A 22,778-nucleotide genomic window follows, 5' to 3' on the forward strand; every position below is an offset into this window, starting at 1 on the left:
GGGCGCAGTCCGTTCAAGGGGGATTTTCATGCGCGTCCTATCATCCGTTTTGCGTGTTGCGGCGTTGTCGTCGGGCCTGGTGTTCGCTACCACGGCCCTGGCCACAGACGAGTCGCAACTGATTCAGTCGATCAATGCCTATCGCAGCCAAGTGCAACGTTGTGGCGGCCAGGCATCGCCGGAGTTGCCACCGCTGGCGGCCGATCCGCGCCTGGTGCTGTCCGCCACGCAAAACGTCGACTTGCAACAGGCGATGGCGCAAGCGAAGTATCCGATGGTCAATGTGCAGGCGATTACCTTGGCCGGGCCGCGTGATGCGACGGCGGCCATGAAGGCTGTGCAGGAAAGCTTCTGCCAGGTGGTGCTGAATCCGCAATTCATCGATGTCGGCGTGAGTCGCGAAGGCAGCCAATGGCGCATCGTCCTCGCGCGGCCGCTGTTGAGCGGGCGTCTGGGCGATGCTTCCGCTGAAGGCCAAAAGCTGATGGAACTGCTTAACGCCGCCCGCGCGCAGCCGCGTCAGTGCGGCGGCCAGCCGTTCGCCGCCACCACGCCGCTGGCCTGGAACGCCACGTTGGGAGCCGCCGCCGAAGTCCACAGCCGTGACATGGCCAACAATAACTACTTCGATCACAAGGGCCGCGACGGCAGCACCCCCGGTGACCGCGCGGAACTGGGCGGCTACATCGCGCAGCAGATCGGCGAAAACATCGCCGCCGGCCAAGACACCACCCGCAAGGTCGTCGATGGCTGGCTCGGCAGTCCGGGGCACTGCGCCAACCTGATGAACCCGCAGTTCCGCGAACTGGGCGCGGCGTATGCGGTGGACCCGAAAAGTGATGGCGGGATTTACTGGACGGCGATGTTCGGGACGCAGTAAGCGCCCGCCGCAATCTCCTGTAGGAGCGAAGCTTGCTCGCGAAAGCGGTGTATCAGTTACAACATTGCTGAATGTACTAAGCGTTGAAGCCCCGACACTGATCGTTCCCACGCTCCGCGTGGGAATGCAGCCCGTGACGCTCCGCGTCACTGGACGCGGAGCGTCCCCTGAGGCATTCCCACGCAGAGCGTGGGAACGATCAAACGCGCGCACCTATTCCCCGCTACTGTAAGCAAACCGCCGGTCTATGAAAAAGGCTCACCTCTTGAGCGATACATTCGCAAAACCCCAAGCCGTCCCCCTACGCGAAGCCTTCCTCTTCTGGCTCAAGCTCGGCTTCATCAGTTTCGGTGGCCCGGCCGGACAGATTTCGATCATGCATCAGGAGCTGGTCGAGCGTCGGCGCTGGATGTCGGAGCGGCGTTTTCTGCATGCGCTCAACTACTGCATGTTGTTGCCCGGCCCGGAGGCGCAGCAGTTGGCGACTTACATCGGCTGGCTGATGCACCGGACCTGGGGCGGTGTGATTGCCGGTGTGCTGTTTGTGTTGCCGTCGTTGTTTATCCTGATTGGCTTGTCCTGGGTGTACATCGCCTTCGGGGACGTGCCGGTGGTGGCCGGGTTGTTTTACGGGATCAAGCCGGCGGTGACCGCAATTGTGCTGCAGGCAGCTCATCGCATCGGCTCGCGGGCGTTGAAGAACAACTGGCTGTGGGGGATCGCGGCGGCCTCATTCGCGGCCATCTTCGCCTTCAATGTGCCGTTTCCGTTGATTGTGCTGGGGGCGGCGGTTATCGGTTACTTCGGCGGACGCCTGGCCCCGGAGAAGTTCAGCAACGGCGGCCACAGCACCGCGAACAAAACCTACGGCCCGGCGCTGATCGACGACGACACGCCGACGCCCGAACATGCCCGTTTCAGCGCGATGAAGTTGCTGCGCCTGGCCCTCATCGGCGCCGTGTTGTGGGTTTTGCCGATGGGGTTGCTCACTGCGTTGTTCGGCTGGGACGGCACCTTGACCCAGATGGGTTGGTTCTTCACCAAAGCGGCGCTGCTGACATTCGGGGGTGCCTACGCGGTGCTGCCGTACGTGTATCAGGGCGCGGTCGGTCACTATGGCTGGTTGACGCCGACGCAGATGATCGATGGCCTGGCCCTGGGCGAAACCACGCCCGGGCCGCTGATCATGGTGGTGGCTTTCGTCGCTTTTGTCGGTGGCTATGTGCAGCAGGTGTTCGGCGCCGAGCACGTGTTCCTCGCTGGCGCCCTCGCCGCCACGCTGGTCACCTGGTTCACGTTCCTGCCGTCATTTCTGTTCATCCTCGCCGGTGGCCCGTTGGTGGAATCGACGCACAACGAACTGAAATTCACCGCGCCGCTGACCGCCATTACCGCTGCCGTGGTCGGGGTGATCCTCAACCTCGCGTGCTTCTTCGGCTACCACGTACTCTGGCCCAATGGCTTCAGCGGCCACCTCGACTGGCCTTCAGCGTTGATCGCGATTGCAGCAGCCATTGCGTTGTTTCGCTTCAAGCGCGGAGTGATCGAGGTATTGATCGGCTGTGGGTTGATTGGCCTGGCTGTGCACCTGTTGCGCTAGCGCTTAAACCGCCGTATCGGCTTGCACCACCTCGATCCCCAGCCGCTGGTAATCCTCGACATTGCCCGAGGCCAGATGACGCTCGGTGATCAGCGTCTGGATGCGCCGGCATGGCGCGACCACAAAGGGTTCGACCGCGCCCAGTTTGTCCGCCGTGGTCACGGCCACAACATGGGCCGCGCTGTCGAGCATCGCCTGCTTGACTGGCACTTCATCGAAATGCAGCGAGCTGATGCCGACATCGGGATGAATCGCGCAAACGCCAGTGAACAGCAGATCCGCTTTGATTCCCTGAAACAGCCGCAACGTGTCATGCCCACTCGCCGACATCGTCGCCGGATTGAGCTGACCGCCTGCCAGAATGACCTTGATGCCTTTGAATTCCGCCAGAGTGATCGCGATCATCGGTGAGGCGGTAACGGCAGTAATGGTGATATCCGCCGGCAACGACCGGGCGATCTGCAGCGTGGTCGAGCCTGAATCGAAAATCACGATCTGGCCCTCCTGCACGTACCGCGCGGCGAGTTGCGCCAGGTGGGTTTTCACTTCATCGGTTTCGCTGACGCGGGTGAAGTAGTCCTTGCCGGTGTCCTTGGGCCGCGGCAACGCCCCGCCGTGCACCCGCTGCACCAGGCCGGCGGTGTCCAGTTCCGCCAGGTCGCGGCGGATGGTGTCTTCGGACACGGCGAAATGCTGGCTCAGTTCAGAGGCCATGACCTTGCCGTCGCGTTCGAGGATCAAGAGGATTTTTTGTCGGCGCAAGGAAGGAAGTTCGATGACGGGATGCATGTTTATGCCTGATCTTGCGGGTTTATGCGAGGTTAGCCAAAGCGCCGCAAAAAAACAATCGCAGCGGTGGTGGCTTTGTTTTCTGGCAAACTGCGGGCCTCCCTAAGGTCGTAACCCTTTTCTCCTGAGCCACCAGCCATGCTTTTTTCCCTTGTGTCGAATGGATCCCTAGCCGCTGTCGAACAGCCCGACGCAAGCGTGCCGTGGTGGAGCTTCACCAAAACCGTGCTCTCGGCTGCGGCTTTGTCACTGGTGCGTGACGGATTGGTCGAACTGGACGATGTGATGCCTGAAGGCCCCTTCACCCTGCGCCAACTGCTGCGGCATGAGGCGGGGTTGGCGGACTATGGTGAACTGGCCGATTACCACACCGCCGTTGCGCGCAATGACTCGCCTTGGTCGGCAGATGACATGCTGCAACGTCTCGATGCCGGCCGGTTGCGCTATGCGCCGGGAACCGGATGGCGCTATTCGAATGTCGGCTATCTGTTTGTAGCGAGGCTCATTGAACGGGTAACCGGTCTCGAACTCGCAGAGGCGCTGACTCAACGGGTGTTTTCGCCCCTCGGCTTATCGCAGGTTCGCCTGGCGACGTCCCCAGCCGATTTGCAGGATGTGTGCGCGACGTACGACCCAGGCTGGGTTTATCACGGTTTGCTGGTCGGGCCACTTGGGGAAGCGGCGCTGTGCCTGGATCGCCTGCTGAGCGACCACCTCCTGCCCCGCGCTCTGCGACAGGACATGCAAACGGTGCATCCCCTCGGCGGCCCCATTGCCGGACGTCCCTGGACTGCCCCGGGTTATGGGCTCGGCCTGATGCAAGGTGCCGTGCAAAGTGGCCTGATCCTGAGTGGACATACCGGAAGCGGACCCGGCAGTGTCGTGGCGGTTTACCGGTGTACTGTGAACGGGCACTCGGCAACGTGCGCGGTCTTCTGTGACGGCGACGACCAAGGTTCTGTCGAGGCACGGGTCGTGGATCACTTATCAGCCGTCTTGGGAAACGGGCAGAAAGACTGAGGCAGCAATCGCCTCAGTTAGTCGCCACCCGTGCCACATTGCCCGAGGTCACCAACGCCTTCAGCGACGCATCGAACTGTTTCAACGCATTCACCTGCAACGCGGTCTGCTGGTCGATTTGCGCCGCAATCTCCGGCGCCGCTTTGCCATGGACCCAGACCGAAGGCATTTGCTGTTCGCGGGAGCCTTCAGCCTTGCCGATGTATTGCAGGTTCGCGTCGTAGAACTTGGCGAGGAAACGCGCTTCGACCTGGTTGTTGCGCTTCGAAACCAAGCGGCTGTAAGTGTCCAGCATGACCACCACATCCGGGTGCGCAGCCACCAGTGCATCAAGGTTGTCGTAGACGGTCACCGAGGCGAATTGTTTTTGCAGCGAACCCATCAGCCAGTTGATCGCCAGTGTCGGATCGGAACTTTTGATGAACGCGTTGCTGATGCGCGAATCGAGGGCGGCGTTTTTGCTGCCGTTGACAGCGACCGAATGGTAGTTCTCAAGGTATTGCAGGGTGTTGACGGTGTTTTCGCTGTAGAGCACGCCCACCGATTGGGAATGTTGCAGGTTGGCGCTGCTGTCCCCCATCGGCACAAAGTGGCAGGCCTGAAGGTCGGCGGCGTAGGCCGGGGCGGTGGCGGCGAAAGCGCCGGTCAGTACGGCGACAAGGGCAAAAACAGTTGGGAGTCTCATCGCGCAGGTTCCTTCAGAAGCGAGATCGGTATGACGCTATCCTCCTCCGATGCCGGAAAAACAGAACTCGCATTTTTTGATGATGACTATCGATTGAACGAATGGTCAGGAAAGCCCGGAACTCAGGCCTGCCTGACAATATCGACCGAGATCTCCACCGCCGCCTCCATGCCTCTGTTTTCAAGCCAGTGGGTGGTGTTCCTGTCCTCGGGCCAGCCTACTCCCGGCCCGTAATCCGTGGCGACACCATTGCGATGGTCGGTGATCGTTCCTTGCAATATGTAGACGGTGCCTGGCCTGTCGATGTGGTTGTGTATCGGCCCGAAGACGCCTCCGGGCTCGATGGTCACCTTGCGCATTCTGAGTTGACGGCCTGCCATGCCTTCGATCTCAGGACCGAGGTCAATCGTTGACAGTAAGGTCACCGTGACGCCTTTCGTTTCAGGTACCGCCTGTTCGATGCTCATTGCGCGCTCCTCTTTTACCTGCAGGATCTATTAGAAGTAGAGACCCTAAAAGGCGTGGCCGGTGGTGAGGCGACAAAGGGTGAAACAGCGGTATCACAGTCGACTTCAATGTTGCTTGATACGCCGTTTATGCGAGCGAGCCCGCTCCCACAGTTGTTTTGTGTCGTTCGCAGGATTTGTGGTCGACTCAGATCCTTGTGGGAGCGGGCTTGCTCGCGAAGGGGTCAGGTCTGGTACACCGCGTCATCGTTTTTCGCGGGCAAGTCGGATCGCCGCACCGCTCGTGCCTACACAAATCCCAACGCCTTATTGCGCAGCGCACCCCGCAAGAGCGTATCGAACCAAAAATCAGCTTGTCCGATACATATGGATATCCGTATATTCGAATTTCCAAACATCGAAGGCACTCCATGCTTAGCCCTCCTGCCATCTACAAATGCCTGTCCGACGAAACCCGCACCCGGGCCACCCTGCTGATCACCCGTGAAGGCGAGTTGTGCGTCTGCGAATTGGTCTGTGCGCTGGACGACAGCCAGCCAAAGATCTCGCGCCATCTGGCACAGCTGCGGGCATGCGGCCTGCTGCTTGATCGACGCCAGGGTCAATGGGTGTATTACCGGCTCAACCCGGAACTGCCCGCCTGGGTTCGCGCGGTGCTTGAAACCACGCTGCACGCCAATGCCGATTGGCTTGAGGAAAACACTGCCCGTCTCAAACAGATGAGCGACCGTCCGCTCAATTCCACAGCGTGTTGCTGACCAGACCCAACGGAGTTTCCATGCGCGTTCTTTTTATGTGCACCGCCAACAGCTGCCGCAGCATCCTGTCCGAAGCAATGTTCAATCACCTGGCGCCAGCGGGTGTCAAAGCGGTCAGCGCCGGCAGCTTTCCCAAGGGCCAGGTCCTGCCGCGCAGCCTGATCACCTTGCAAGAAGCCGGGATTGCGATCGATGGCTTGAGCAGCAAAGGCAACGACGCCTTCGAAGCCAACCCGCCGGACATTGTCATCACGGTCTGCGACAAGGCGGCCGGTGAAGCTTGCCCCGTGTATTTCGGGCCAGCGTTGAAAGCCCATTGGGGACTGGAAGATCCATCGGAGGTCACGGGTGACGAAGCCGCGGTATCCGCCGCCTTCCACTCAACCCTGGCACGTATCGAAACCCGTTGCCGCGCCTTCCTCGCCCTGCCCTTCGCCGAACTTGATCGCGCTGCCTTGAAGCGGGAACTCGACCGCATCAGCACCTTGTAACTGGAGCCTTTCATGACTCACCCACTGCCCAACCTCGACACCTCGCTGATTCAATCCCCTGATCAAATCAGTCCGCACAAACCACGGATCTTGCTGCTGTACGGCTCGACCCGCGCCCGCTCCTTCAGTCGCCTGATGGTCGAAGAAGCGGCGCGTTTGCTCGAACACTTCGGTGCCGAGACGCGGATCTTCAACCCCTCCGGCTTGCCACTGCCGGACGACGCGCCAAACGATCACCCGAAAGTCCAGGAACTGCTGGAACTGATGCAATGGTCCGAAGGCCAGGTGTGGTGCTCGCCGGAGCGTCACGGCTCGATGTCGGCGGTGTTCAAGGCGCAAATAGACTGGGTGCCGCTGGCCATCGGCGCGATTCGCCCGACCCAGGGCAAGACCCTGGCGGTGATGCAGGTGTGTGGCGGCTCGCAATCTTTCAACGTGGTCAATCAACTCCGCGTGTTGGGGCGCTGGATGCGCATGTTCACCATCCCCAATCAATCCTCGGTGCCCAAGGCCTATCTGGAGTTTGACGAGGACAACCGCATGAAACCCTCGGCGCTGTATGACCGAGTGGTGGACGTGATGGAGGAACTGGTGAAGTTCACGCTGCTGCTACGCGATCGCCCGGATCTGGTTGATCGCTATTCGGAGCGCAAGGAGTCCGCCGAAGAACTGACCCGGCGGGTGAATCAGCGCTCGATTTGAACCAGGCGCCGTAAACCCCGCGCCCATCAATGACCGACCACTGCTGCGCCTCCTTGCCTTTGCCCCTGCGGAAAGCCATGCGCCCGCGCGGCCACGGCAATCCATAACCCCGCCAGCAGCAACACCAGCAACACCCAAGGAAACGAAACGACACCGACCTGATCGAGCAGAACACCACCGAACAGGCCGGCGATGGCAATCGCGCCGTTCCAGGCCACGACGTTCATGGACAAGGCGACGTCCGCGCCCTCGCCCGCCGTATCAGCCAGTGCGGTTTGCAGCAGTGTCGCGGCGCCACCGAAGGTCAGGCCCCAGACGAAAGTGCCGACGTAAATAACCACCACGGACTGGGAAAAGAACCCGAAAACAAAGGCTGTCGCGGCGAACGTGGCGAGGCTGAGTAATACGGCGTTGCGCAGATAGCGGTCCACCAGGCGCCCGGTGATCCAGATGCTCAGCAACGCGGCGATGCCGAACACCAGCAGCACCACATCGATATCGCTGGCCAGCCCGGCCGGGGTGACGAAGGGCGCGACGTAGGTGTAAAGAATGTTGTGGGCGAGCATCCAGGTCATCACCACCCCGAGGACCGGACGCACGCCGGGGGTGAAAAATACTTGCCCCAGCGGCATACGCTCGGAACCGGCCTGGCCGGGGTAGTCCGGGACTTTCACCAGCACCCAGACGATCAGCCCCAGCGTCAGCACCGACATCAGCGCAAACGCGGTACGCCAGCCCACCAAAGCGCCCAGCCAGGTGCCCAACGGCACGCCCAGCGACAGCGCAATTGGCGTGCCCACCATCGCCACGGCCATGGCGCGACCTTGAAGATGCACCGCCACCATGCGCCGCGCATAACCGGCCAATAGACTCCAGGCCAACCCGGCGGACACACCGGCGAAGAATCGGGCGACAAGGGTAATGCCATAACTCGACGACCAGGCCGTAATGGAATTGAACACGAGGAAACCGACAATCGTCAGCAGCAAGACATTGCGCCGCCGCCAACCCTGGGTGGCGATGGTCAGCGGGATCGCCGCCAGCAATGACCCCAAGGCATAGACCGTGACCATCTGCCCGGCCAGCGAAGGCGAAACATTCAGGCCGCTGCTGATTTCAGGCAATAACCCGGCGGGCAAGGTCTCGGTCACGATGCAAATGAACCCGGTCATCGCCAGCGCCAGCAGCGCGCCGAGAGGTAACCGTTGTTTTTCAATCTGACTGTCTGGCATTGCCCTGCTCCTGATTACGCACTTATGTATCGAGTGGTATAAATCTAAAGGACGCCAAGAGCATGGTCAATGACTTTTGTATCGACTAGTATCTAAGTCATGAAAAAACGGAGGTGAAAATGGCAACGATGGGCCGCCCGCGCACGTTCGACCGTGACACGGCAATCACACAGGCGATGCATCTATTCTGGGAGCATGGTTATGAATCCACCTCGCTGAGCCAACTCAAGAGCGCCATCGGCGGTGGCATCTCCGCGCCCAGTTTCTATGCGGCGTTCGGCTCGAAAGAGGCGTTGTTTCAGGAGGTGGTGGAGCGCTATCAAAACACCCACGGCCGTGTGACCGAGGGCTTGTTCGACACAAACCTGGCGCCGCGCGAAGCCATCGAATCGACCTTGCGCCGCTCAGCCAAAATGCAGAGCGAAACCGGTCATCCGCCGGGCTGCCTGGTGACGCTGGGCGTCATGCACACCTGCTCGGCACAGCCCACCGCCGTTTCTGCACCGCTGGCCGAAGCCAGGGCACGCAACCGGGCGGGCATCATCGCCTGCATCGAACGCGCGATCGCGCAGGGCGAACTGCCGGTCGCTACCGACACCAAAGCCCTGGCCGCCATGTTTGACAGTTTCCTGCTGGGCCTGACGGCGCTGGCCAGAGACGGGATACCCCATGCGGTGATGGATGCGTCGGTGACTCAAGTTATGGCGGTATGGGATGCCTTGAGCGCGACCACGGCGCGGTGATAAACCCTCTCTGCACACATTGATCTGGCGTGTTACGACCGCAACACGCCAATCGCCCGCCGATACTTCTCGACCCGTTCCAGATCCTCCCATGACGGCTGCGCAATTCGCGACAAGTCGCTGTTTTCTTCCAGGTCCGCGAGTTTGACCACTCGGCCTATCGGGTTCAGCGCTGCGCGTTCGACGAACGCCTCATAGGATTCACCCGCAACTTTGGTGACCGAAGCAATCGCCTCTAACACCGCTTCGCTGAAACCTTCCTGGCGCAACGCTTCGAGGCTGATGCCGGTGTCTTCGACCACGTCATGCAACACGGCGACGATCCGTTCTTCCAGGGTCGTCACCCGCAACATCACTTTCAGCGGATGCAGGATGTAAGGCGATCCGCCCTTGTCGACCTGCCCCTCGTGGGCGGCCGCGGCGATTGCGATCGCCCGTTCCAGAGTCTGGCTCATCGGGTTGCTCCTGAATTAAACGCCGTAGCGGCCGGTGATGGAAAAGTTGCGTTTGAACCAGCCGGCAATTGAACCCCGCAGGCTGGGAGGCTTGGCGTGCTGTTTGAGGATCATGGCGATGATAGTCGACTGATCGGCACCGGGATGGGCGTCCACCAGTGCGGCCACCCAGCCACAACCGGATTTTTCCAGGTGCTGGCGCCAGTCGCCGGGCCAGGTCTGGAGTTCCGCAACCGCCAGCCATATCGCCCCGCCCTGCTCGCAATGCCCGCCGCCAATCGACTGCTCGAAACACAACGGTTTGTCGGGCCGGGACGGGTCGATGTGAAACACATAAACGTCATGATGCTGATGTTGCGGCGTCGGGGCGTTGTTCTGACTACCGATTGTGATCATGGCCACTTTCCATCCTTGGTCATCGGGGAAAGCCGCCAGCTTAAAGGCCTAAAGCTTGTAAGTCACATACCGCCCACGCCCGGTTTTCTTCGCTTGGTACATCACGCGGTCGGCGGCCAGCAGCAAGGTATCGGCGGAGCTTTGCCCGTCGCCCAAGGCAATGCCGATCGACACCCCGACGATGCATACCGTGCCGGAGATGAAAAACGGCGCTCGCAAGGCGTCGATGCATTGCGTCGCCACACTGCTCAAAGCCTCTTCGGCATCGGCCCCCAGGTCGCTGAGCAGTACGACAAACTCGTCACCGCCGATGCGCGCGAGGGTATCGCTGGCCCGCACGACACTGGAAAACCGCCGCGCCACCTGACGCAGCACCTCATCACCGGCCTCGTGGCCCAGGGAGTCGTTGATGTGTTTGAACCCATCGAGGTCCATGAACAGCAAACCGACCTGGGTCTCTTTACGTTGCGCCAGGGCCAGCACTTGCCGAAGCTGGCCCGAGAGATGATGCCGGTTGGACAAGCCCGTCAGCGTGTCGTGATGGGCAATCTTTTTGAGTTCGTCCTGCTTGTCGTTGAGTTTGACCAGCAAGCGATTGAACGCCGAGATCAAATGCCCGACTTCATCGTTACGCACAACCGGCAACGGCGCGTGGGGCATTTCATCGCGTGTCATGCGGTCAGCCTGCGTGGCGGCACGAAACAGATGGCGAAAGACAAAATACAAGCCAGTGGAGGCGAACGTGGCGAAGAACAAAATCGATAAAAACGCGCCCTTGATCAAAAAGTGCTGGGTTCGCGTCACCGTGGCAAACGCCTCGCTGGTCGGCAGACGAGCAACGATGAACCAGCCGGCACTGGGGACCGCCGCGATTGCGGCAACTTCCTCGACGCCGTTGGCATTGTGCGTGAGTCCTGCCCCGCGAAACCCTGCCATCGCTCGATCATGCAGTTCGTTGACGCCGGCAGGCGACGTTGGCTTGAGTTCCACATCCAGTCGCGAGGAGTCCACGGACAGTTGGCTGTCGGGGAACACCAGCTGGAAATCACCGGAGGCATCACTCGTGCGACTCAGCAGCAGCGAGTCCAGAAGCCCGGAAGCGCCAAGTGCAGTGACGCCCACCAGCACGCCCTGGACGTCACCGACGGTATTCTTGATGGGCACCGACATGGGCAATATGGGCGTTTTGGTTGCAGCACTCACCCGCGGCTGGCTGATAAATGAACGCCCGCTCAAACTTGCTTGAACGTCGTCATGTTCTACGTAAGCGGTATCGGGGTAGTTCGCGAGTGAACGTCCCTGCGTGTTCACAACAAACAATCCGCCGGTGAACATCGTTTGGTAGTCGTAATGCTCTTTCAACCACCCTTGCAACCGTTCGGGTTGCGCCAGCAAATCGGCGGGGATGGCGGCGGCCAGCTGCTCCAGCAAGCGCTGGCGCCGGACAATCTTGCTATCGATATCGCGGGCGACATACGTGGCCAGCGTCAATTGCTGACCTTCCACCACGGCACTCAGATCTTCACGCAGGAAGTTGGTTAACACGTAATAGCGCACCACGGCGCCAAAAATGACCATGCACAGCGCCAGTAACAGCAGTCGCGTGACAATGCTGTGACCGATTCGGGTGAAATCAAGCGGTGCATGATGATGTTTTGGCATCACTGGAGTGTATCCGAGAGCGCCGAGCTTTGGCGGTGTTTTCCAATAGCACCGGCCTCAGCGTTCACTGAGCAATTCTTCTTCCAGCCAGCCAATCAGCGCCCGCACCTCGAGCCGATCCTCCCCGCCCTGTTGCCTGTACACGGAAATCGCCTGCGGTAAAGGCACGCTTTCGGTGCAAGGTCGCACCAGCGCCCCGCTTTCAATCAGCTTGCCGGCGGTTCGCTGCCAACCCATGGCAATGCCATGCCCCTCGACGGCGGCTTGCAGCATCAAGGGGTAACTGTCGAACACGGCACCGTTGGTGAAACCATCCGACGTCTGCCCAAACGCCAGCAGCCAGCTATCCCATTCCATCAAGTGAGGTGGCGTGGCGCGATGGTGTAACAGCGTGTGGTTGCGCAGATCGCTGATGGCCAGTGATTGGCGGGCCGTCAGGTAATGGGGACTGCACACGGGAAACACTTCATCGGCGGCAGTGAACGCCAGCACATGCAAGCCGCTGGCGCGCCCGGTGCTTTGCAAGGCGACGTCGAAGTGCTCGTTGAATTCAGTCAGCGGTCGGGTGGAGGTCGCGACCTGGATCTCGATATCCGGGTATTGCTGGTGGAACGTCGACAGGCGCGGCATCAGCCAATAGAACGCTTCGCACAACTGACAGAGTAAAACGACGCGGTTTTTGCGCGGTGATTCACGCAGGGTTACTGCACTGTCGCGGATACTTTGCAACGCGCTGCTGACCACGCGCCCGAGCTCACGCCCCTCCTCCGTCAGGAACACCGCGCGATTGCGTCGGCAAAAGAGCTTCAGCCCCAAATTATCTTCAAGCCCGCGGATCTGGCGGCTGATCGCCGCTTGCGTGATGTGTAACTCATCGGCGGCTTTTGAAAAACTTTCCAGTCGGGCCGCTGCTTCAAACGGCAGCAAACTGGCGAGTGGCGGCAATGACTTCCCAAGGGTATTCATAATCTGAGGTTATGCATCCAGGACCGAGAACTCGTTTGTAGCACACCGGCGACGCTGTGCAACATGCACTGAATACCTCGCGGACACCACGCTATGACCTCTGCTCATGCAAACATCTTCATCGGCGTGACCCTGGCCGTGGTTGCAACCCTGAGCTGGGCGCTGAATTTCATAGCGCCCAACGTCACCGGCGCCTACAGCATCTTCGATTTGTTGATCGTTCGGTTTCTGATCGCCGGTGCGCTGGGTGCCGGCCTGGTGGTGCTCTGTCGCGCCCAACTGCGGTTCTTACGTCGCGACCAGCAATTTACTGCCGCAGGCCTGGGGTTGATTGGCTACCTGGGCTACAGCAGTTGTATTGCGGCCGGCGTGATTTTTGGCGGCCCGGTGCTGACACCGGCGTTTATCGGCATCGTGCCGGTGCTCCTGGCACTGCTCGGCAACGCCACGAAAAAAACCATTGAATGGCGCCGATTGTCCCTGCCGCTGGCTTTTTTGACCGGTGGGCTGTTGCTGTCAAACCTCAGCAGCCTCCATCAACCCGCCGCAGACCATGGCTCGTGGCTGCTGGGGCTGGTTTTTTCAATCAGCGCCGTGGCGTTGTGGCTGGCCTTCAGCGTGCTGAACCAAAGGGCCCTGGAAAAACTCCCGGCCAGCGTAACCGGGATCTGGACAGGCCTGATGATGGCGGGCGCCAGCATAGGTACTTTGTGCCTGTTGCCGGTGGTGCAGACACTGGGCTTGCTCAAGCTGCCGAGCCTGGGCTTCAGCGTTTCCGTGGCCGGCCACTTGTACGTCTGGGCCCTGGTGATCGCGGTGATGTCTTCGTTCGCCGGCGCCTGGGCGTGGAATGCCGCGTCCCGGCGCCTGCCCATGGTGTTGTCCGGGCAACTGATCGCGCTGGAATCGCTCTTCGCCAGCGTGCTGGGCTTGTTGTTTCAGGGCCGGTTGCCGACGCTTTTGGAGGCCTCTAGCCTTGCTGCCGTTCTGGTTGGCGTGGTGGTGGCGGTTCATATCATTCTGGTTCCACGCTGGGGCATGATGGCGAAAATCGTCGAGGATGACGGATGACCCAACATCGAATCACCCTGCTCATGCCCGCCAGCGCAGCCGATGCCTTCGAAGCCTTCCACAATCACACGGTGCGCATGCAATGGGACACGCTCTTGTCCCGCGCCGGTGTCGAGGGTGGCGGCATTCGTCCTTATATCGGTGCAATTACCTTCAATGAAGGCCGGGGCTGGAAGCGTTACTTCTCAATGCGCACCCGTTTCGTCAACTTTCAGCCCGGGCAAGTCGCGGCAGCGCTGTTGGTCGAGCCGGAAGGCGTGTTTGCGTGGTGGGCGGCGTCGATGCGTCATCGTGACTTGAGTGACAACAGCTCGGAGTTGATCTACACCTTCAGCGTCCGTTTGCGGCCGCGCTGGCTGGGGTGGTTGCTGGATCCGCTGGTCAATCGTATTTTCGAACATGAAACACGCCAGCGCTTTGCCGCGATGGCGGAGTTTCTACGGACCCAAACAAAAATAAGGAACTGAACATGTCTGAACTGAACCTGCACCCCAAAGCCGCAGCTTCCTTGAAGCAATGGCACGAGATGATCCGCAAGGGTGACTTGCAGGCCTTGCCCGAATTGCTGGACCCGAAAGCCGTGTTCCGCTCGCCCATGGCGCACACGCCTTATCCGGGCGCAGCCGTGGTGGCAATGATTCTGAACACCGTGGTCAATGTCTTCGAGCATTTTGAATACCACCGCGAATTGGCGACAGCGGATGGTTTGAATGTCGTACTCGAGTTCAGCGCACAGGTCGGCGGCAAAGAGCTAAAAGGGATCGACATGATCCGGTTCAATGAAGAAGGGAAAATCGTTGAATTTGAAGTGATGGTCCGCCCATTGAGTGGCTTGCAGGCCTTGGGCGCTGAAATGGGCAGCCGACTGGGTGCTTACCTGGCCGCCAGCAAAGCCTGATCGCGCCTTATCCCCCTGTGGCGAGGGAGCAAGCCCCCTCGCCACAAAGTGTTCCTGCCTGCGCCACCACCGCGGGTCAAAAACGAATTGAACCCCGCACCTCATCGCGTTTCGAAACTTCATAAGCGCTGATCCTTGATCGGGTTGAGCGCCACTGAAGAGGAAACACCGATGAACAGTAGATGCCTGCTTCTGCTTTTGATCGCCAGCCTGAGTCCCGCCTGGGCCATGGCTGAAGGCTGTGACGTGCTGACCCGATCCGGGAGCCCTTCGGTGCCTGCCGTCGAAACCCATAGTTGCTATGAGTACGAAGGCATGCCGGTGAATGCCATCGATTGGTCCTGCAGCAACGAGAGCAAGGACATGCTCAGCAGCACCAAGAAAAAGGTCGAACACTGCGCCGATCATTACCAGGCCACCTGCATCGCCACGTTGACCCAGGAATCCCTGGCCAACCCGCATTCCACCAGCAAGGACAAAAACGCCAAGTCGCTGAACATTCCCGACAATGCCCAGGTGACGACCTATTACTACGGCGTAGAACACTTCGAGCAAGCCAGGATTGATTGCGAGTCGGGTGGCGGTCACTGGAAAGTGAAGTAGTCGATACCCTTAAAAGGTTGAGACAGTCGATGTAGGCGCGTTAAGTGTCGCTGAGTGTTTGTTTGTTCATGGCTCAATCTCTCCCTTCCAGCCTGCTAAAGCCAGGGCCAAACGCTCTGCATCCGTTATTTATGCTCAGTTCCCAGCTTAATAATATTTTACCGATACCGGGGTGAACCCTAGTCTTGAACCCAAGAGATGGCAGGCCATAACCGACCTGACTCCCACTTCGAAGGGTAAAGAGATGACCACTGAAACAATAAAAATAGACACGCTGATCGTTGGCGCCGGTCAGGCTGGCGTGGCCATGAGTGAACACTTGAGCAAACTCGGGGTGCCGCATCTGGTGCTGGAGCGCAATCGGATTGCCGAACGCTGGCGCACCGGGCGTTGGGATTCGTTGGTGGCCAATGGTCCGGCCTGGCACGATCGCTTTCCCGGCATGGAATTCGACGATCTGAGCCCCGACGGCTTCGCCCCGAAAGAGCGGGTAGCCGATTATTTCGAAGCCTACGCCAAGAAGTTCAACGCCCCGGTCCGCACTGGCGTGGACGTGTTGAAGGTCGAGCGCAATGTCGGTCGCCCGGGTTTCACCATTGAAACCTCCGAAGGCGTGATCGAAGCCAACCGCGTGGTGGCTGCCACCGGACCGTTCCAGCGTCCAGTGATCCCGCCGATTGCGCCGAAAGACGCGCCGTTCACCCAGATCCATTCCGCCGAATACCGCAACCCTCAGCAACTGCCCGAAGGCGCTGTGCTGGTGGTGGGCGCCGGGTCGTCGGGGGTGCAGATCGCCGATGAATTACAGGGCGCCGGCAAGAAGGTTTACCTCTCGGTGGGTGCGCACGACCGCCCTCCTCGCGCCTATCGCAACCGGGATTTCTGCTGGTGGCTGGGCGTACTCGGCGAATGGGATCAAGCGGCGATGAAGCCGGGTCGCGAGCACGTGACCATTGCGGTCAGCGGCGCCCATGGTGGTCGCACCGTGGATTTCCGTGGCCTGGCCCATCGCGGCATGACCCTGGTCGGCCTGACCCAGTCGTTCAATGGCGCCGTGGCGACCTTCCAGCCCAACCTGGCGGACAACCTGGCGCGCGGCGATGAAAACTACAAGGCGCTGCTCGATGCCGCCGACGCCTACATCGAGCGCAATGGCCTGGACCTGCCGGAAGAACCTGAAGCTCGGCATACCTTCCCGGACCCGGATTGTGTGAGTAACCCGGTTCTTGAGCTCGATCTGGCTAAGGCCGGCGTCACTTCGATCATCTGGGCTACCGGTTTTGCCACGGATTACAGCTGGCTGAAGGTCAACGCCTTCGACGACAACGGCAAGCCGCAGCATCAGCGTGGCGTATCGAGCGAGCCCGGCGTGTATTTCCTCGGCTTGCCCTGGCAGTCCCGTCGCGGCTCGTCGTTTATCTGGGGTGTCTGGCATGACGCCAAGTACGTCGCCGATCACATCGCCATCCAGCGTTCGTACCTCGACTACCGCGATGCCGACCAGCGTGAAGCCGAAGCCGAAGCCGCCCAGGTCGCCCACAAAACCATCGTCAGCGCTTAATTCTTGTTCAGGAGCTTCACATGTCCACGCCAACCCACACCCGTATTCGCATGTTCAACACCAAGGAAACCTACCCGAACCAGAGCCTGGACAATGACCTGTGCCAAGCGGTCCGCGCGGGCAACACGGTCTATGTTCGCGGCCAGGTCGGCACCGATTTCGATGGCAAGCTGGTGGGCCTTGGCGACCCGCGTGCACAGGCCGAACAGGCCATGCGCAACGTCAAACAGCTGCTGGAAGAAGCCGGTAGCGACCTGAGCCACATTGTCAAAACCACGACCTACCTGATTGATCCGCGTTACCGCGAGCCGGTGTATCAGGAAGTCGGCAAGTGGCTCAAAGGGGTGTTTCCGATTTCGACCGGGTTGGTGGTGTCGGCGTTGGGGCAACCGCAGTGGTTGATGGAGATTGATGTGATTGCAGTGATTCCCGAGTAAGCGCAGGTCGACCGAGGCGCGGCCTTCGCGGGCAAGCCTCGCTCCTACAGGGGAACGCTTTCCAAATGTAGGAGCGAGGCTTGCCCGCGAAGGCGTCCGCCCAAACAACACTTTCTCCAAGGCCAGACAAGGAGCAAAACCCATGACCTTCTCCATCACCGCCCGCTGCCCCGACACCGGCCAGCTCGGCATTGCCATCAGTTCCTCCAGCATCGCCGTCGGCGCCCGCTGCCCGTGGCTGCAGCCCGGCGTCGGCGCGGTCTCGACGCAAAACATCACCCTGCCATCCCTCGGCCCGGAAACCCTCGCGCTCATGGAGCAAGGCCTCGCGCCCGCGGATGCGCTGGACAAAGTCCTGACCCGCAACGGCTACAGCCAATATCGCCAGGTCACCGCGATTGACCACCTCGGCCGCACCGCGCATTTCAGTGGTTCGGAAACCCTCGGCACCCACAACGCCGTATCCGGCGAACAATGCGTGGCGGCCGGCAATATGCTGGCGGATCGTTCGGTGATCGAGGCCATGGTCCGCGCCTTCGAGCAAGGTGAAGGTCAGTTGGCTGATCGCTTGCTGGCAGCGATGAAAGCGGCCATCGCGGCAGGTGGTGAAGCCGGGCCGGTGCATTCGGCGGCGATGGTGGTGGTCGGCGAGTTGACCTGGCCGATCGTCAACCTGCGGGTGGACTGGGCCGATGAAGACCCGATTGGCCAACTTGAAAAACTCTGGGACGCCTATCGCCCGCAGCTTCAGGACTACATCGACCGCGCTCTTGCGCCCGACAGATCCCCTGGCTACGGCGTCGCCGGAGACGACCGATGAGCACCAGCCGCGATTTGCTTGAAACGTTGGTGGCGTTCGACACCACGAGCCGCGAATCCAACCTGCACTTGATCGAGTTTGTCCGCGACTACCTCGCCCGCTTCGAGGTGCCGTGCGAGTTGGTCTACAACGACGAGCGCAGCAAGGCCAACCTCTTCGCGACCATCGGCCCGGCGGATGTGCCGGGCATCGTGCTGTCGGGGCACACCGATGTGGTGCCCGTCGACGGCCAGCCGTGGACCGTGGCGCCCTTCGAACTCACCGAGCGCGACGGCAAGCTGTACGGCCGCGGCACGGCGGACATGAAAGGCTACATCGCCTGCGTGCTCACGTTGGTGCCGTCGCTGGTGAAGGCCACGTTGCAGCGGCCGGTGCACATCGCGCTTTCGTACGATGAAGAAGTCGGCTGCCTTGGCGTGCGCTCGCTGCTCAAAGCGCTGGAACAGCGCCCGGTCAAACCGATGCTGTGCATCATTGGCGAGCCGACCGAGCTCAAACCGGTGTTGGGTCATAAGGGCAAACTGGCAATGCGCTGCGACATTCATGGCGAAGCCTGCCATTCGGCGTACGCGCCGCTAGGGGTCAATGCGATTGAATACGCCGCTGAATTGATCGGTGAACTGGGGCGGATTGGCCAGCGGCTCAAGGCGCCGGAGCATCACGATGCGCGGTTTGATCCGCCGTTCAGCACGGTGCAAACCGGGGTGATTTCCGGTGGCAAGGCGTTGAACATCGTCCCGGCCGATTGCCGTTTCGATTTTGAAGTCCGCGCACTGCCCTCGTTTGATCCAAACGATGTGGCGCAGGAACTGAAGACTTATGCCGAGCAACAGGTCTTGCCACGCATGCGCGCCGTGAGCGAGCACAGCGCCATCCGCTTCAGTGAGTTGTCGGCCTATCCCGGTCTGGCAACCGATGCGCACAGCGAAGCGGCTGAACTGATCGCCGCCTTCTCGGGTTCACGGGAATTCGGGACGGTGGCATTCGGCACCGAGGGCGGGCTGTTTGATGCGGTAGGCATTCCAACGGTGGTCTGCGGTCCAGGCAGCATGGATCAAGGTCACAAGCCGGACGAGTTTGTCAGCGTTGAACAATTGCACGGCTGCGATGCCCTGCTGCAACGGATGTTGCTGTCGATTTGCTGAGTGTCGGGCCCGACCGTCAGGTATAGAGTCGGGCCAATTCTTCCTGGCAATAATCCACGAACAACTGCACCGGCTTGGTCAGTTGCGACCTTCTGAGCCACGCCGCCGACAACCCCGAGCCCGTCACCGTTTCCGCGAGCGGGATGCACACCAGTTGTTGCCCGTCATAGGTGTACGGCGAAAACGGTTTGGTCACCAGAATCGAAAAACCAAAACCGCGCCCGACCATGCCCCGCACCATCTCGATCGAAGGCGAGCTGAAAACGATGTGCGGGGTCAGCCCGCGCTCTTCGAAAATGCTCACGAAGTAGGTTCGGCTCGGCACCACGTCGAGCAAAATCATCGGCTCCAGCACCAGGTCGTCCAGCGACACTTTTGCCTGTTGTGCGAAGCGGTGGTCCGCCGGCAGCAAGGCGTAAGGCTGTTGCGGCGGCATCAGGGAAACGGTCTCGATCGTGCTGTCCAGATCGTGCTCGAACAGCATCGCCAGGTCGATGCTGCCGGCGGTCAGGGCCTGCACCAACTCTTGCTGCTCGCCATCGCGAATGCGGATCTCCACCCCCGGCCAGCGCTCCTTGAACCCGGCGATCAAGCGTGGCAGGTACAGCGGCGCCACGGTTTCAAAGCAGCCGATATCGATCTGCCCGGCCACCACGTCATTGTCCGCCAGCGCGTTCTGCTCAAACTCGTGCGCGACCCGCAACAGCTCCAGCGCCTTGCGGTAAAACCGCGAGCCACTGGGCGTCAGCGAAACACCCTGGGCGTGATGGCGGATAAACAGCTGCACGCCGAAGCTTTCTTCCAGGTGTTTGATCGCCGTCGACACCGACGGCTGGGCGATATACAGCTTGCGCGAAGCTTCCGCCACGCTGCCGCACTCGGCGGTGGTGACGAAATAGCGCAGCTGGCGCAGGTTGTAAGCGGCCATGCGGACCTCCAGAAAAACACACACCACACACGCCCTGTAGGAGCGAGGCTTGCCCGCGAAAGCGGTGTGTCAGTCGACAAGAATGTTGAATGTCAGACCGTCTTCGCGGGCAAGCCTCGCTCCTACAGGTTCAGCATCGGCCGGATCTGAAACCAGACACACCGCACCCAGAACATACCGGACCCACCCAAACCCCGGGCATATATTTTTTAAGGTTTAAGGCAACAAACTTACTAATTTATCTATCCCGGTGCATTGCACATCATCACTCCAACAAGAAAAGCGTCGCCCACGCGGCGCTCACCGAAGTACGTCCACGTACTCACTTTGCCTTGGAGTTCGTCATGGTCACCTCTGCAACAACCTCCGCCCCGCTGATCGAGAAACACACGATCGGCTACGTTCCCCCGGAAGATCGCCATGGAAAGGTCCGGGACCTGTTCACCCTCTGGTTTGGCGGCAACATCGCGCCGCTGCCCATCGTCACCGGCGCCCTCGGTGTGCAACTGTTCCACCTGAACCTGGTGTGGGGCATCGTCGCCATTCTGGTCGGGCATCTGGTCGGCGGCGTATTGATGGCGCTGCACTCAGCGCAAGGCCCGCAGATGGGCATCCCGCAGATGATCCAGAGCCGCGCCCAATTCGGCTCCCTCGGTGCGCTGCTGGTGGTGCTGATCGCCGGGGTCATGTACATCGGCTTCTTCGCCTCCAACATCGTCCTCGCCGGCAAGTCCCTGCACGGCGTGGTCGACAGCGTGCCGGTACCGGTGGGCATCGTTATCGGCGCCCTCGGTTCGGGCATCATCGGCATCATCGGCTACCGCTTCATCCACGTGCTCAACCGCATCGGCACCTGGGTGCTCGGTGCCGGCATCGTGCTCGGCTTCGGCTACATCTTCACCCACGTGCAAACCACCGACTTCCTCACCCGCGGCAGCTTCAACATCTCCGGCTGGCTGGCCACCGTATCGCTGGCCGCACTTTGGCAGATCGCCTTCGCACCGTACGTCTCCGACTACTCGCGCTACCTGCCGGCGGACGTCCCCGTCGCCTCTACGTTCTGGACCACCTATCTGGGCACCGTGCTCGGCTCCAGCCTCTCGTTCATCTTCGGCGCGGTCGCCGTCCTCGCCACACCCGTGGGCATGGACACCATGGACGCGGTCAAACTCGCCACCGGCTCCATCGGCCCATTGATGCTGGTGCTGTTCCTGCTCAGCGTCATCAGCCACAACGCCCTCAACCTCTACGGCGCCGTGCTGTCGCTGATCACCCTGATCCAAACCTTCGCCTACCGCTGGATCCCCACCGCCAAGAGCCGCGCCGTGCTCTCGATCATCGTCCTCGGCGCCTGCTGCTTCGCCGCCGTCGGTGCCTCGGCGGACTTCATCGGCCACTTCGTCGACATGGTGCTGGTACTGCTGGTGGTCCTGGTGCCGTGGACCGCGATCAACCTGATCGACTTCTACGCGATCCACAAAGGTCAGTACGACATCGACTCGATCTTCCACGTCGATGGCGGGATCTATGGCCGCTACAACCCGCAGGCACTGTTGGCTTATGTGATCGGGATCATCGTGCAGATTCCATTCATGAACACACCGCTGTACGTCGGGCCGATTTCCGAGCACATCAATGGCGCGGACTTGTCCTGGGTGGTGGGGTTGCTGGTGACTTCGCCGTTGTATTTCTGGTTGGCGAGTCGGGACAGTGCCTACAAGCGTCGGTTGTCGACGGGAAAACTGGCTACCGGCGTGTAAGGGATAGCGCGTCTTTCATACGTAAAAAAAACCCGCACTGAGTTGCGGGTTTTTGCTGTGTTTTTTGCCCTGCTGACTGGACCTTCACAAGATCAAGTACCATAAGGCCATCATTCAATAACACCCGGCCTCTGAAGTTTTCAGGGACGTCCGCCGGTATCAAAGGAGCGGTTGATGTACAGCAATGGCAAGTCTGGTTTGTGCGCGTTACTGGCTGGAGCAGTACTGCTCAGTGGTTGTACTTCAATTTTTCAGGGCAAGCCGTACGACTTTCCCAAGCCGGATGAACCCTCGGCCACGGTTCGCCTGAAATACACACGCGGGACCAGCCTGGACGCCATAACCTTCAATGAAAAGGGTTGCTATGCGGGGGGTTCGTCATTGAATGCCCTGGCCGATGACTTCATCGAATCGCAGGTGGCCGTGGGTAAGGAGTTGGTATTGACGTACGAGAACGTCGTCGCAGGAACGATATGCCGGATACCCTTCTCCTTCACCCCTCAGGCAGGCGCTATTTACACCGTGCAAGCAGGCGCCTGGAGTGAGTCCAAGCCAGGCCTTCTGCCAATCTTCACCAATGACCAATATCACTGCGGAATTAACGTCGTCAAAAAAGCCGGGACTCAAGAGAGCGTCGAACCTATACAACAGCTGCGCATCAAGACAGGTTTTGCGTGCCTCAGGTTCGTCAAATAGAGCGCTTGTCCTA

At 60.4% G+C, this 22,778-nt stretch carries 26 protein-coding genes; 17 read left to right on the plus strand and 9 right to left on the minus strand.

The window, feature by feature from the left end; all coding sequences use genetic code 11:
* Positions 1 to 28 precede the first annotated feature (28 nt).
* Both HKK53_RS07235 and chrA read left to right on the plus strand, forming a co-directional pair.
* A complete protein-coding gene (locus HKK53_RS07235; protein WP_169370215.1) occupies positions 29 to 880 on the plus strand; it encodes a CAP domain-containing protein in 852 nt (283 codons plus the stop codon).
* 265 nt (positions 881 to 1,145) lie between these two features.
* Positions 1,146 to 2,480 (plus strand): chromate efflux transporter, encoded by a 1,335-nt coding sequence (chrA, locus tag HKK53_RS07240; RefSeq protein ID WP_237150727.1) that lies wholly within the window; start codon positions 1,146 to 1,148, stop codon positions 2,478 to 2,480.
* Positions 2,481 to 2,483: 3 nt separating this feature from the next.
* Here the strand turns inward: chrA and HKK53_RS07245 are convergent, their stop codons facing one another.
* Positions 2,484 to 3,269: a DeoR/GlpR family DNA-binding transcription regulator gene (locus HKK53_RS07245; RefSeq protein ID WP_169370217.1), complete on the minus strand. Its 786-nt coding sequence runs from the start codon at positions 3,267 to 3,269 to the stop codon at positions 2,484 to 2,486.
* 138 nt (positions 3,270 to 3,407) lie between these two features.
* On the opposite strand from HKK53_RS07245, the gene HKK53_RS07250 reads away from it, so the two are divergent.
* Positions 3,408 to 4,289, plus strand: a complete 882-nt coding sequence (locus HKK53_RS07250; protein ID WP_169370218.1) for a serine hydrolase domain-containing protein — start codon at positions 3,408 to 3,410, stop codon at positions 4,287 to 4,289.
* A gap of 13 nt (positions 4,290 to 4,302) precedes the next feature.
* Here HKK53_RS07250 and HKK53_RS07255 read toward each other — a convergent pair whose 3' ends face one another.
* Complete coding sequence (locus HKK53_RS07255; protein ID WP_169370219.1) at positions 4,303 to 4,974, minus strand: ATPase; 672 nt, start codon at positions 4,972 to 4,974, stop codon at positions 4,303 to 4,305.
* A 122-nt stretch (positions 4,975 to 5,096) separates the two neighbouring features.
* A complete protein-coding gene (locus tag HKK53_RS07260; RefSeq protein WP_169370220.1) occupies positions 5,097 to 5,441 on the minus strand; it encodes a cupin domain-containing protein in 345 nt (114 codons plus the stop codon).
* 410 nt (positions 5,442 to 5,851) lie between these two features.
* Between HKK53_RS07260 and HKK53_RS07265 the strand changes: the two genes are divergently transcribed.
* Genes HKK53_RS07265 through arsH form a run of 3 tightly spaced genes read left to right on the plus strand, consistent with a single transcriptional unit; the run spans position 5,852 to position 7,392 of the window.
* Positions 5,852 to 6,199, plus strand: a complete 348-nt coding sequence (locus tag HKK53_RS07265) for a metalloregulator ArsR/SmtB family transcription factor (protein WP_169370221.1) — start codon at positions 5,852 to 5,854, stop codon at positions 6,197 to 6,199.
* Between the two features lie 20 nt (positions 6,200 to 6,219).
* Positions 6,220 to 6,690 (plus strand): arsenate reductase ArsC, encoded by a 471-nt coding sequence (locus HKK53_RS07270; protein WP_169370222.1) that lies wholly within the window; start codon positions 6,220 to 6,222, stop codon positions 6,688 to 6,690.
* A gap of 12 nt (positions 6,691 to 6,702) precedes the next feature.
* Entirely contained in the window at positions 6,703 to 7,392 is a 690-nt protein-coding gene (arsH, locus tag HKK53_RS07275; RefSeq protein WP_169370223.1) for an arsenical resistance protein ArsH, read from the plus strand.
* 26 nt (positions 7,393 to 7,418) lie between these two features.
* Here the strand turns inward: arsH and HKK53_RS07280 are convergent, their stop codons facing one another.
* The gene (locus tag HKK53_RS07280; protein ID WP_169370224.1) at positions 7,419 to 8,624 is read right to left on the minus strand and encodes an MFS transporter; all 1,206 of its coding nucleotides are present in this window, start codon (positions 8,622 to 8,624) and stop codon (positions 7,419 to 7,421) included.
* 119 nt (positions 8,625 to 8,743) lie between these two features.
* On the opposite strand from HKK53_RS07280, the gene HKK53_RS07285 reads away from it, so the two are divergent.
* Positions 8,744 to 9,367, plus strand: a complete 624-nt coding sequence (locus HKK53_RS07285) for a TetR/AcrR family transcriptional regulator (protein ID WP_169370225.1) — start codon at positions 8,744 to 8,746, stop codon at positions 9,365 to 9,367.
* Between the two features lie 32 nt (positions 9,368 to 9,399).
* Here the strand turns inward: HKK53_RS07285 and HKK53_RS07290 are convergent, their stop codons facing one another.
* Genes HKK53_RS07290 through HKK53_RS07305 form a run of 4 tightly spaced genes read right to left on the minus strand, consistent with a single transcriptional unit; the run spans position 9,400 to position 12,846 of the window.
* On the minus strand, positions 9,400 to 9,822 hold the full coding sequence (locus tag HKK53_RS07290; RefSeq protein ID WP_169370226.1) for an HD domain-containing protein: 423 nt from the start codon (positions 9,820 to 9,822) through the stop codon (positions 9,400 to 9,402).
* A gap of 15 nt (positions 9,823 to 9,837) precedes the next feature.
* Positions 9,838 to 10,218, minus strand: a complete 381-nt coding sequence (locus HKK53_RS07295) for a hypothetical protein (RefSeq protein ID WP_169370227.1) — start codon at positions 10,216 to 10,218, stop codon at positions 9,838 to 9,840.
* A 48-nt stretch (positions 10,219 to 10,266) separates the two neighbouring features.
* Positions 10,267 to 11,880, minus strand: a complete 1,614-nt coding sequence (locus HKK53_RS07300) for a diguanylate cyclase domain-containing protein (RefSeq protein WP_169370228.1) — start codon at positions 11,878 to 11,880, stop codon at positions 10,267 to 10,269.
* Between the two features lie 57 nt (positions 11,881 to 11,937).
* Positions 11,938 to 12,846, minus strand: coding sequence for a LysR substrate-binding domain-containing protein (locus tag HKK53_RS07305; protein WP_169370229.1), 909 nt, complete (start codon positions 12,844 to 12,846; stop codon positions 11,938 to 11,940).
* A gap of 93 nt (positions 12,847 to 12,939) precedes the next feature.
* Between HKK53_RS07305 and HKK53_RS07310 the strand changes: the two genes are divergently transcribed.
* The 8 genes from HKK53_RS07310 to argE all read left to right on the plus strand — a co-directional run bounded on the left by HKK53_RS07310 (position 12,940) and on the right by argE (position 19,381).
* On the plus strand, positions 12,940 to 13,917 hold the full coding sequence (locus HKK53_RS07310; RefSeq protein ID WP_169370230.1) for a DMT family transporter: 978 nt from the start codon (positions 12,940 to 12,942) through the stop codon (positions 13,915 to 13,917).
* Complete coding sequence (locus HKK53_RS07315; protein WP_169370231.1) at positions 13,914 to 14,384, plus strand: hypothetical protein; 471 nt, start codon at positions 13,914 to 13,916, stop codon at positions 14,382 to 14,384. The genes HKK53_RS07310 and HKK53_RS07315 overlap by 4 nt, the downstream gene beginning before the upstream one ends.
* Positions 14,385 to 14,386: 2 nt before the next feature.
* Positions 14,387 to 14,815 carry a nuclear transport factor 2 family protein gene (locus HKK53_RS07320; protein ID WP_169370232.1) on the plus strand — a complete coding sequence of 143 codons (429 nt, stop codon included), beginning with the start codon at positions 14,387 to 14,389 and terminating at the stop codon, positions 14,813 to 14,815.
* A gap of 171 nt (positions 14,816 to 14,986) precedes the next feature.
* Positions 14,987 to 15,418, plus strand: coding sequence for a hypothetical protein (locus tag HKK53_RS07325; protein ID WP_169370233.1), 432 nt, complete (start codon positions 14,987 to 14,989; stop codon positions 15,416 to 15,418).
* Between the two features lie 208 nt (positions 15,419 to 15,626).
* A complete protein-coding gene (locus tag HKK53_RS07330; protein ID WP_442962288.1) occupies positions 15,627 to 16,979 on the plus strand; it encodes a flavin-containing monooxygenase in 1,353 nt (450 codons plus the stop codon).
* Between the two features lie 20 nt (positions 16,980 to 16,999).
* Positions 17,000 to 17,416, plus strand: coding sequence for a RidA family protein (locus HKK53_RS07335; RefSeq protein ID WP_169370235.1), 417 nt, complete (start codon positions 17,000 to 17,002; stop codon positions 17,414 to 17,416).
* A 142-nt stretch (positions 17,417 to 17,558) separates the two neighbouring features.
* Positions 17,559 to 18,236: a DUF1028 domain-containing protein gene (locus HKK53_RS07340; protein WP_169370236.1), complete on the plus strand. Its 678-nt coding sequence runs from the start codon at positions 17,559 to 17,561 to the stop codon at positions 18,234 to 18,236.
* On the plus strand, positions 18,233 to 19,381 hold the full coding sequence (gene argE, locus HKK53_RS07345) for an acetylornithine deacetylase (RefSeq protein WP_169370237.1): 1,149 nt from the start codon (positions 18,233 to 18,235) through the stop codon (positions 19,379 to 19,381). The genes HKK53_RS07340 and argE overlap by 4 nt, the downstream gene beginning before the upstream one ends.
* 16 nt (positions 19,382 to 19,397) lie before the next feature.
* Here argE and HKK53_RS07350 read toward each other — a convergent pair whose 3' ends face one another.
* Positions 19,398 to 20,309: a LysR family transcriptional regulator gene (locus tag HKK53_RS07350; RefSeq protein WP_169370238.1), complete on the minus strand. Its 912-nt coding sequence runs from the start codon at positions 20,307 to 20,309 to the stop codon at positions 19,398 to 19,400.
* Positions 20,310 to 20,653: 344 nt separating this feature from the next.
* Here HKK53_RS07350 and HKK53_RS07355 point away from each other — a divergent pair, with 344 nt between their 5' ends.
* A complete protein-coding gene (locus HKK53_RS07355) occupies positions 20,654 to 22,069 on the plus strand; it encodes a purine-cytosine permease family protein (protein ID WP_169370239.1) in 1,416 nt (471 codons plus the stop codon).
* Positions 22,070 to 22,243: 174 nt separating this feature from the next.
* Entirely contained in the window at positions 22,244 to 22,765 is a 522-nt protein-coding gene (locus HKK53_RS07360) for a hypothetical protein (protein ID WP_169370240.1), read from the plus strand.
* Positions 22,766 to 22,778 lie beyond the last annotated feature (13 nt).

This window comes from Pseudomonas sp. ADAK7 (genome assembly GCF_012935675.1).
GTDB lineage: Bacteria > Pseudomonadota > Gammaproteobacteria > Pseudomonadales > Pseudomonadaceae > Aquipseudomonas.

Bases quoted from the DNA above. Each gene is read 5' to 3' on its own strand.
- HKK53_RS07235 (WP_169370215.1), top strand. From the start codon at position 29: ATGCGCGTCCTATCATCCGTTTTGCGTGTTGCGGCGTTGTCGTCGGGC.
- HKK53_RS07245 (WP_169370217.1), bottom strand. From the start codon at position 3,269: ATGCATCCCGTCATCGAACTTCCTTCCTTGCGCCGACAAAAAATCCTC.
- HKK53_RS07250 (WP_169370218.1), top strand. From the start codon at position 3,408: ATGCTTTTTTCCCTTGTGTCGAATGGATCCCTAGCCGCTGTCGAACAG.
- HKK53_RS07255 (WP_169370219.1), bottom strand. From the start codon at position 4,974: ATGAGACTCCCAACTGTTTTTGCCCTTGTCGCCGTACTGACCGGCGCT.
- HKK53_RS07260 (WP_169370220.1), bottom strand. From the start codon at position 5,441: ATGAGCATCGAACAGGCGGTACCTGAAACGAAAGGCGTCACGGTGACC.
- HKK53_RS07265 (WP_169370221.1), top strand. From the start codon at position 5,852: ATGCTTAGCCCTCCTGCCATCTACAAATGCCTGTCCGACGAAACCCGC.
- HKK53_RS07270 (WP_169370222.1), top strand. From the start codon at position 6,220: ATGCGCGTTCTTTTTATGTGCACCGCCAACAGCTGCCGCAGCATCCTG.
- arsH (WP_169370223.1), top strand. From the start codon at position 6,703: ATGACTCACCCACTGCCCAACCTCGACACCTCGCTGATTCAATCCCCT.
- HKK53_RS07280 (WP_169370224.1), bottom strand. From the start codon at position 8,624: ATGCCAGACAGTCAGATTGAAAAACAACGGTTACCTCTCGGCGCGCTG.
- HKK53_RS07285 (WP_169370225.1), top strand. From the start codon at position 8,744: ATGGCAACGATGGGCCGCCCGCGCACGTTCGACCGTGACACGGCAATC.
- HKK53_RS07290 (WP_169370226.1), bottom strand. From the start codon at position 9,822: ATGAGCCAGACTCTGGAACGGGCGATCGCAATCGCCGCGGCCGCCCAC.
- HKK53_RS07295 (WP_169370227.1), bottom strand. From the start codon at position 10,218: ATGATCACAATCGGTAGTCAGAACAACGCCCCGACGCCGCAACATCAG.
- HKK53_RS07300 (WP_169370228.1), bottom strand. From the start codon at position 11,880: ATGCCAAAACATCATCATGCACCGCTTGATTTCACCCGAATCGGTCAC.
- HKK53_RS07305 (WP_169370229.1), bottom strand. From the start codon at position 12,846: ATGAATACCCTTGGGAAGTCATTGCCGCCACTCGCCAGTTTGCTGCCG.
- HKK53_RS07310 (WP_169370230.1), top strand. From the start codon at position 12,940: ATGACCTCTGCTCATGCAAACATCTTCATCGGCGTGACCCTGGCCGTG.
- HKK53_RS07315 (WP_169370231.1), top strand. From the start codon at position 13,914: ATGACCCAACATCGAATCACCCTGCTCATGCCCGCCAGCGCAGCCGAT.
- HKK53_RS07320 (WP_169370232.1), top strand. From the start codon at position 14,387: ATGTCTGAACTGAACCTGCACCCCAAAGCCGCAGCTTCCTTGAAGCAA.
- HKK53_RS07325 (WP_169370233.1), top strand. From the start codon at position 14,987: ATGAACAGTAGATGCCTGCTTCTGCTTTTGATCGCCAGCCTGAGTCCC.
- HKK53_RS07335 (WP_169370235.1), top strand. From the start codon at position 17,000: ATGTCCACGCCAACCCACACCCGTATTCGCATGTTCAACACCAAGGAA.
- HKK53_RS07340 (WP_169370236.1), top strand. From the start codon at position 17,559: ATGACCTTCTCCATCACCGCCCGCTGCCCCGACACCGGCCAGCTCGGC.
- argE (WP_169370237.1), top strand. From the start codon at position 18,233: ATGAGCACCAGCCGCGATTTGCTTGAAACGTTGGTGGCGTTCGACACC.
- HKK53_RS07350 (WP_169370238.1), bottom strand. From the start codon at position 20,309: ATGGCCGCTTACAACCTGCGCCAGCTGCGCTATTTCGTCACCACCGCC.
- HKK53_RS07355 (WP_169370239.1), top strand. From the start codon at position 20,654: ATGGTCACCTCTGCAACAACCTCCGCCCCGCTGATCGAGAAACACACG.
- HKK53_RS07360 (WP_169370240.1), top strand. From the start codon at position 22,244: ATGTACAGCAATGGCAAGTCTGGTTTGTGCGCGTTACTGGCTGGAGCA.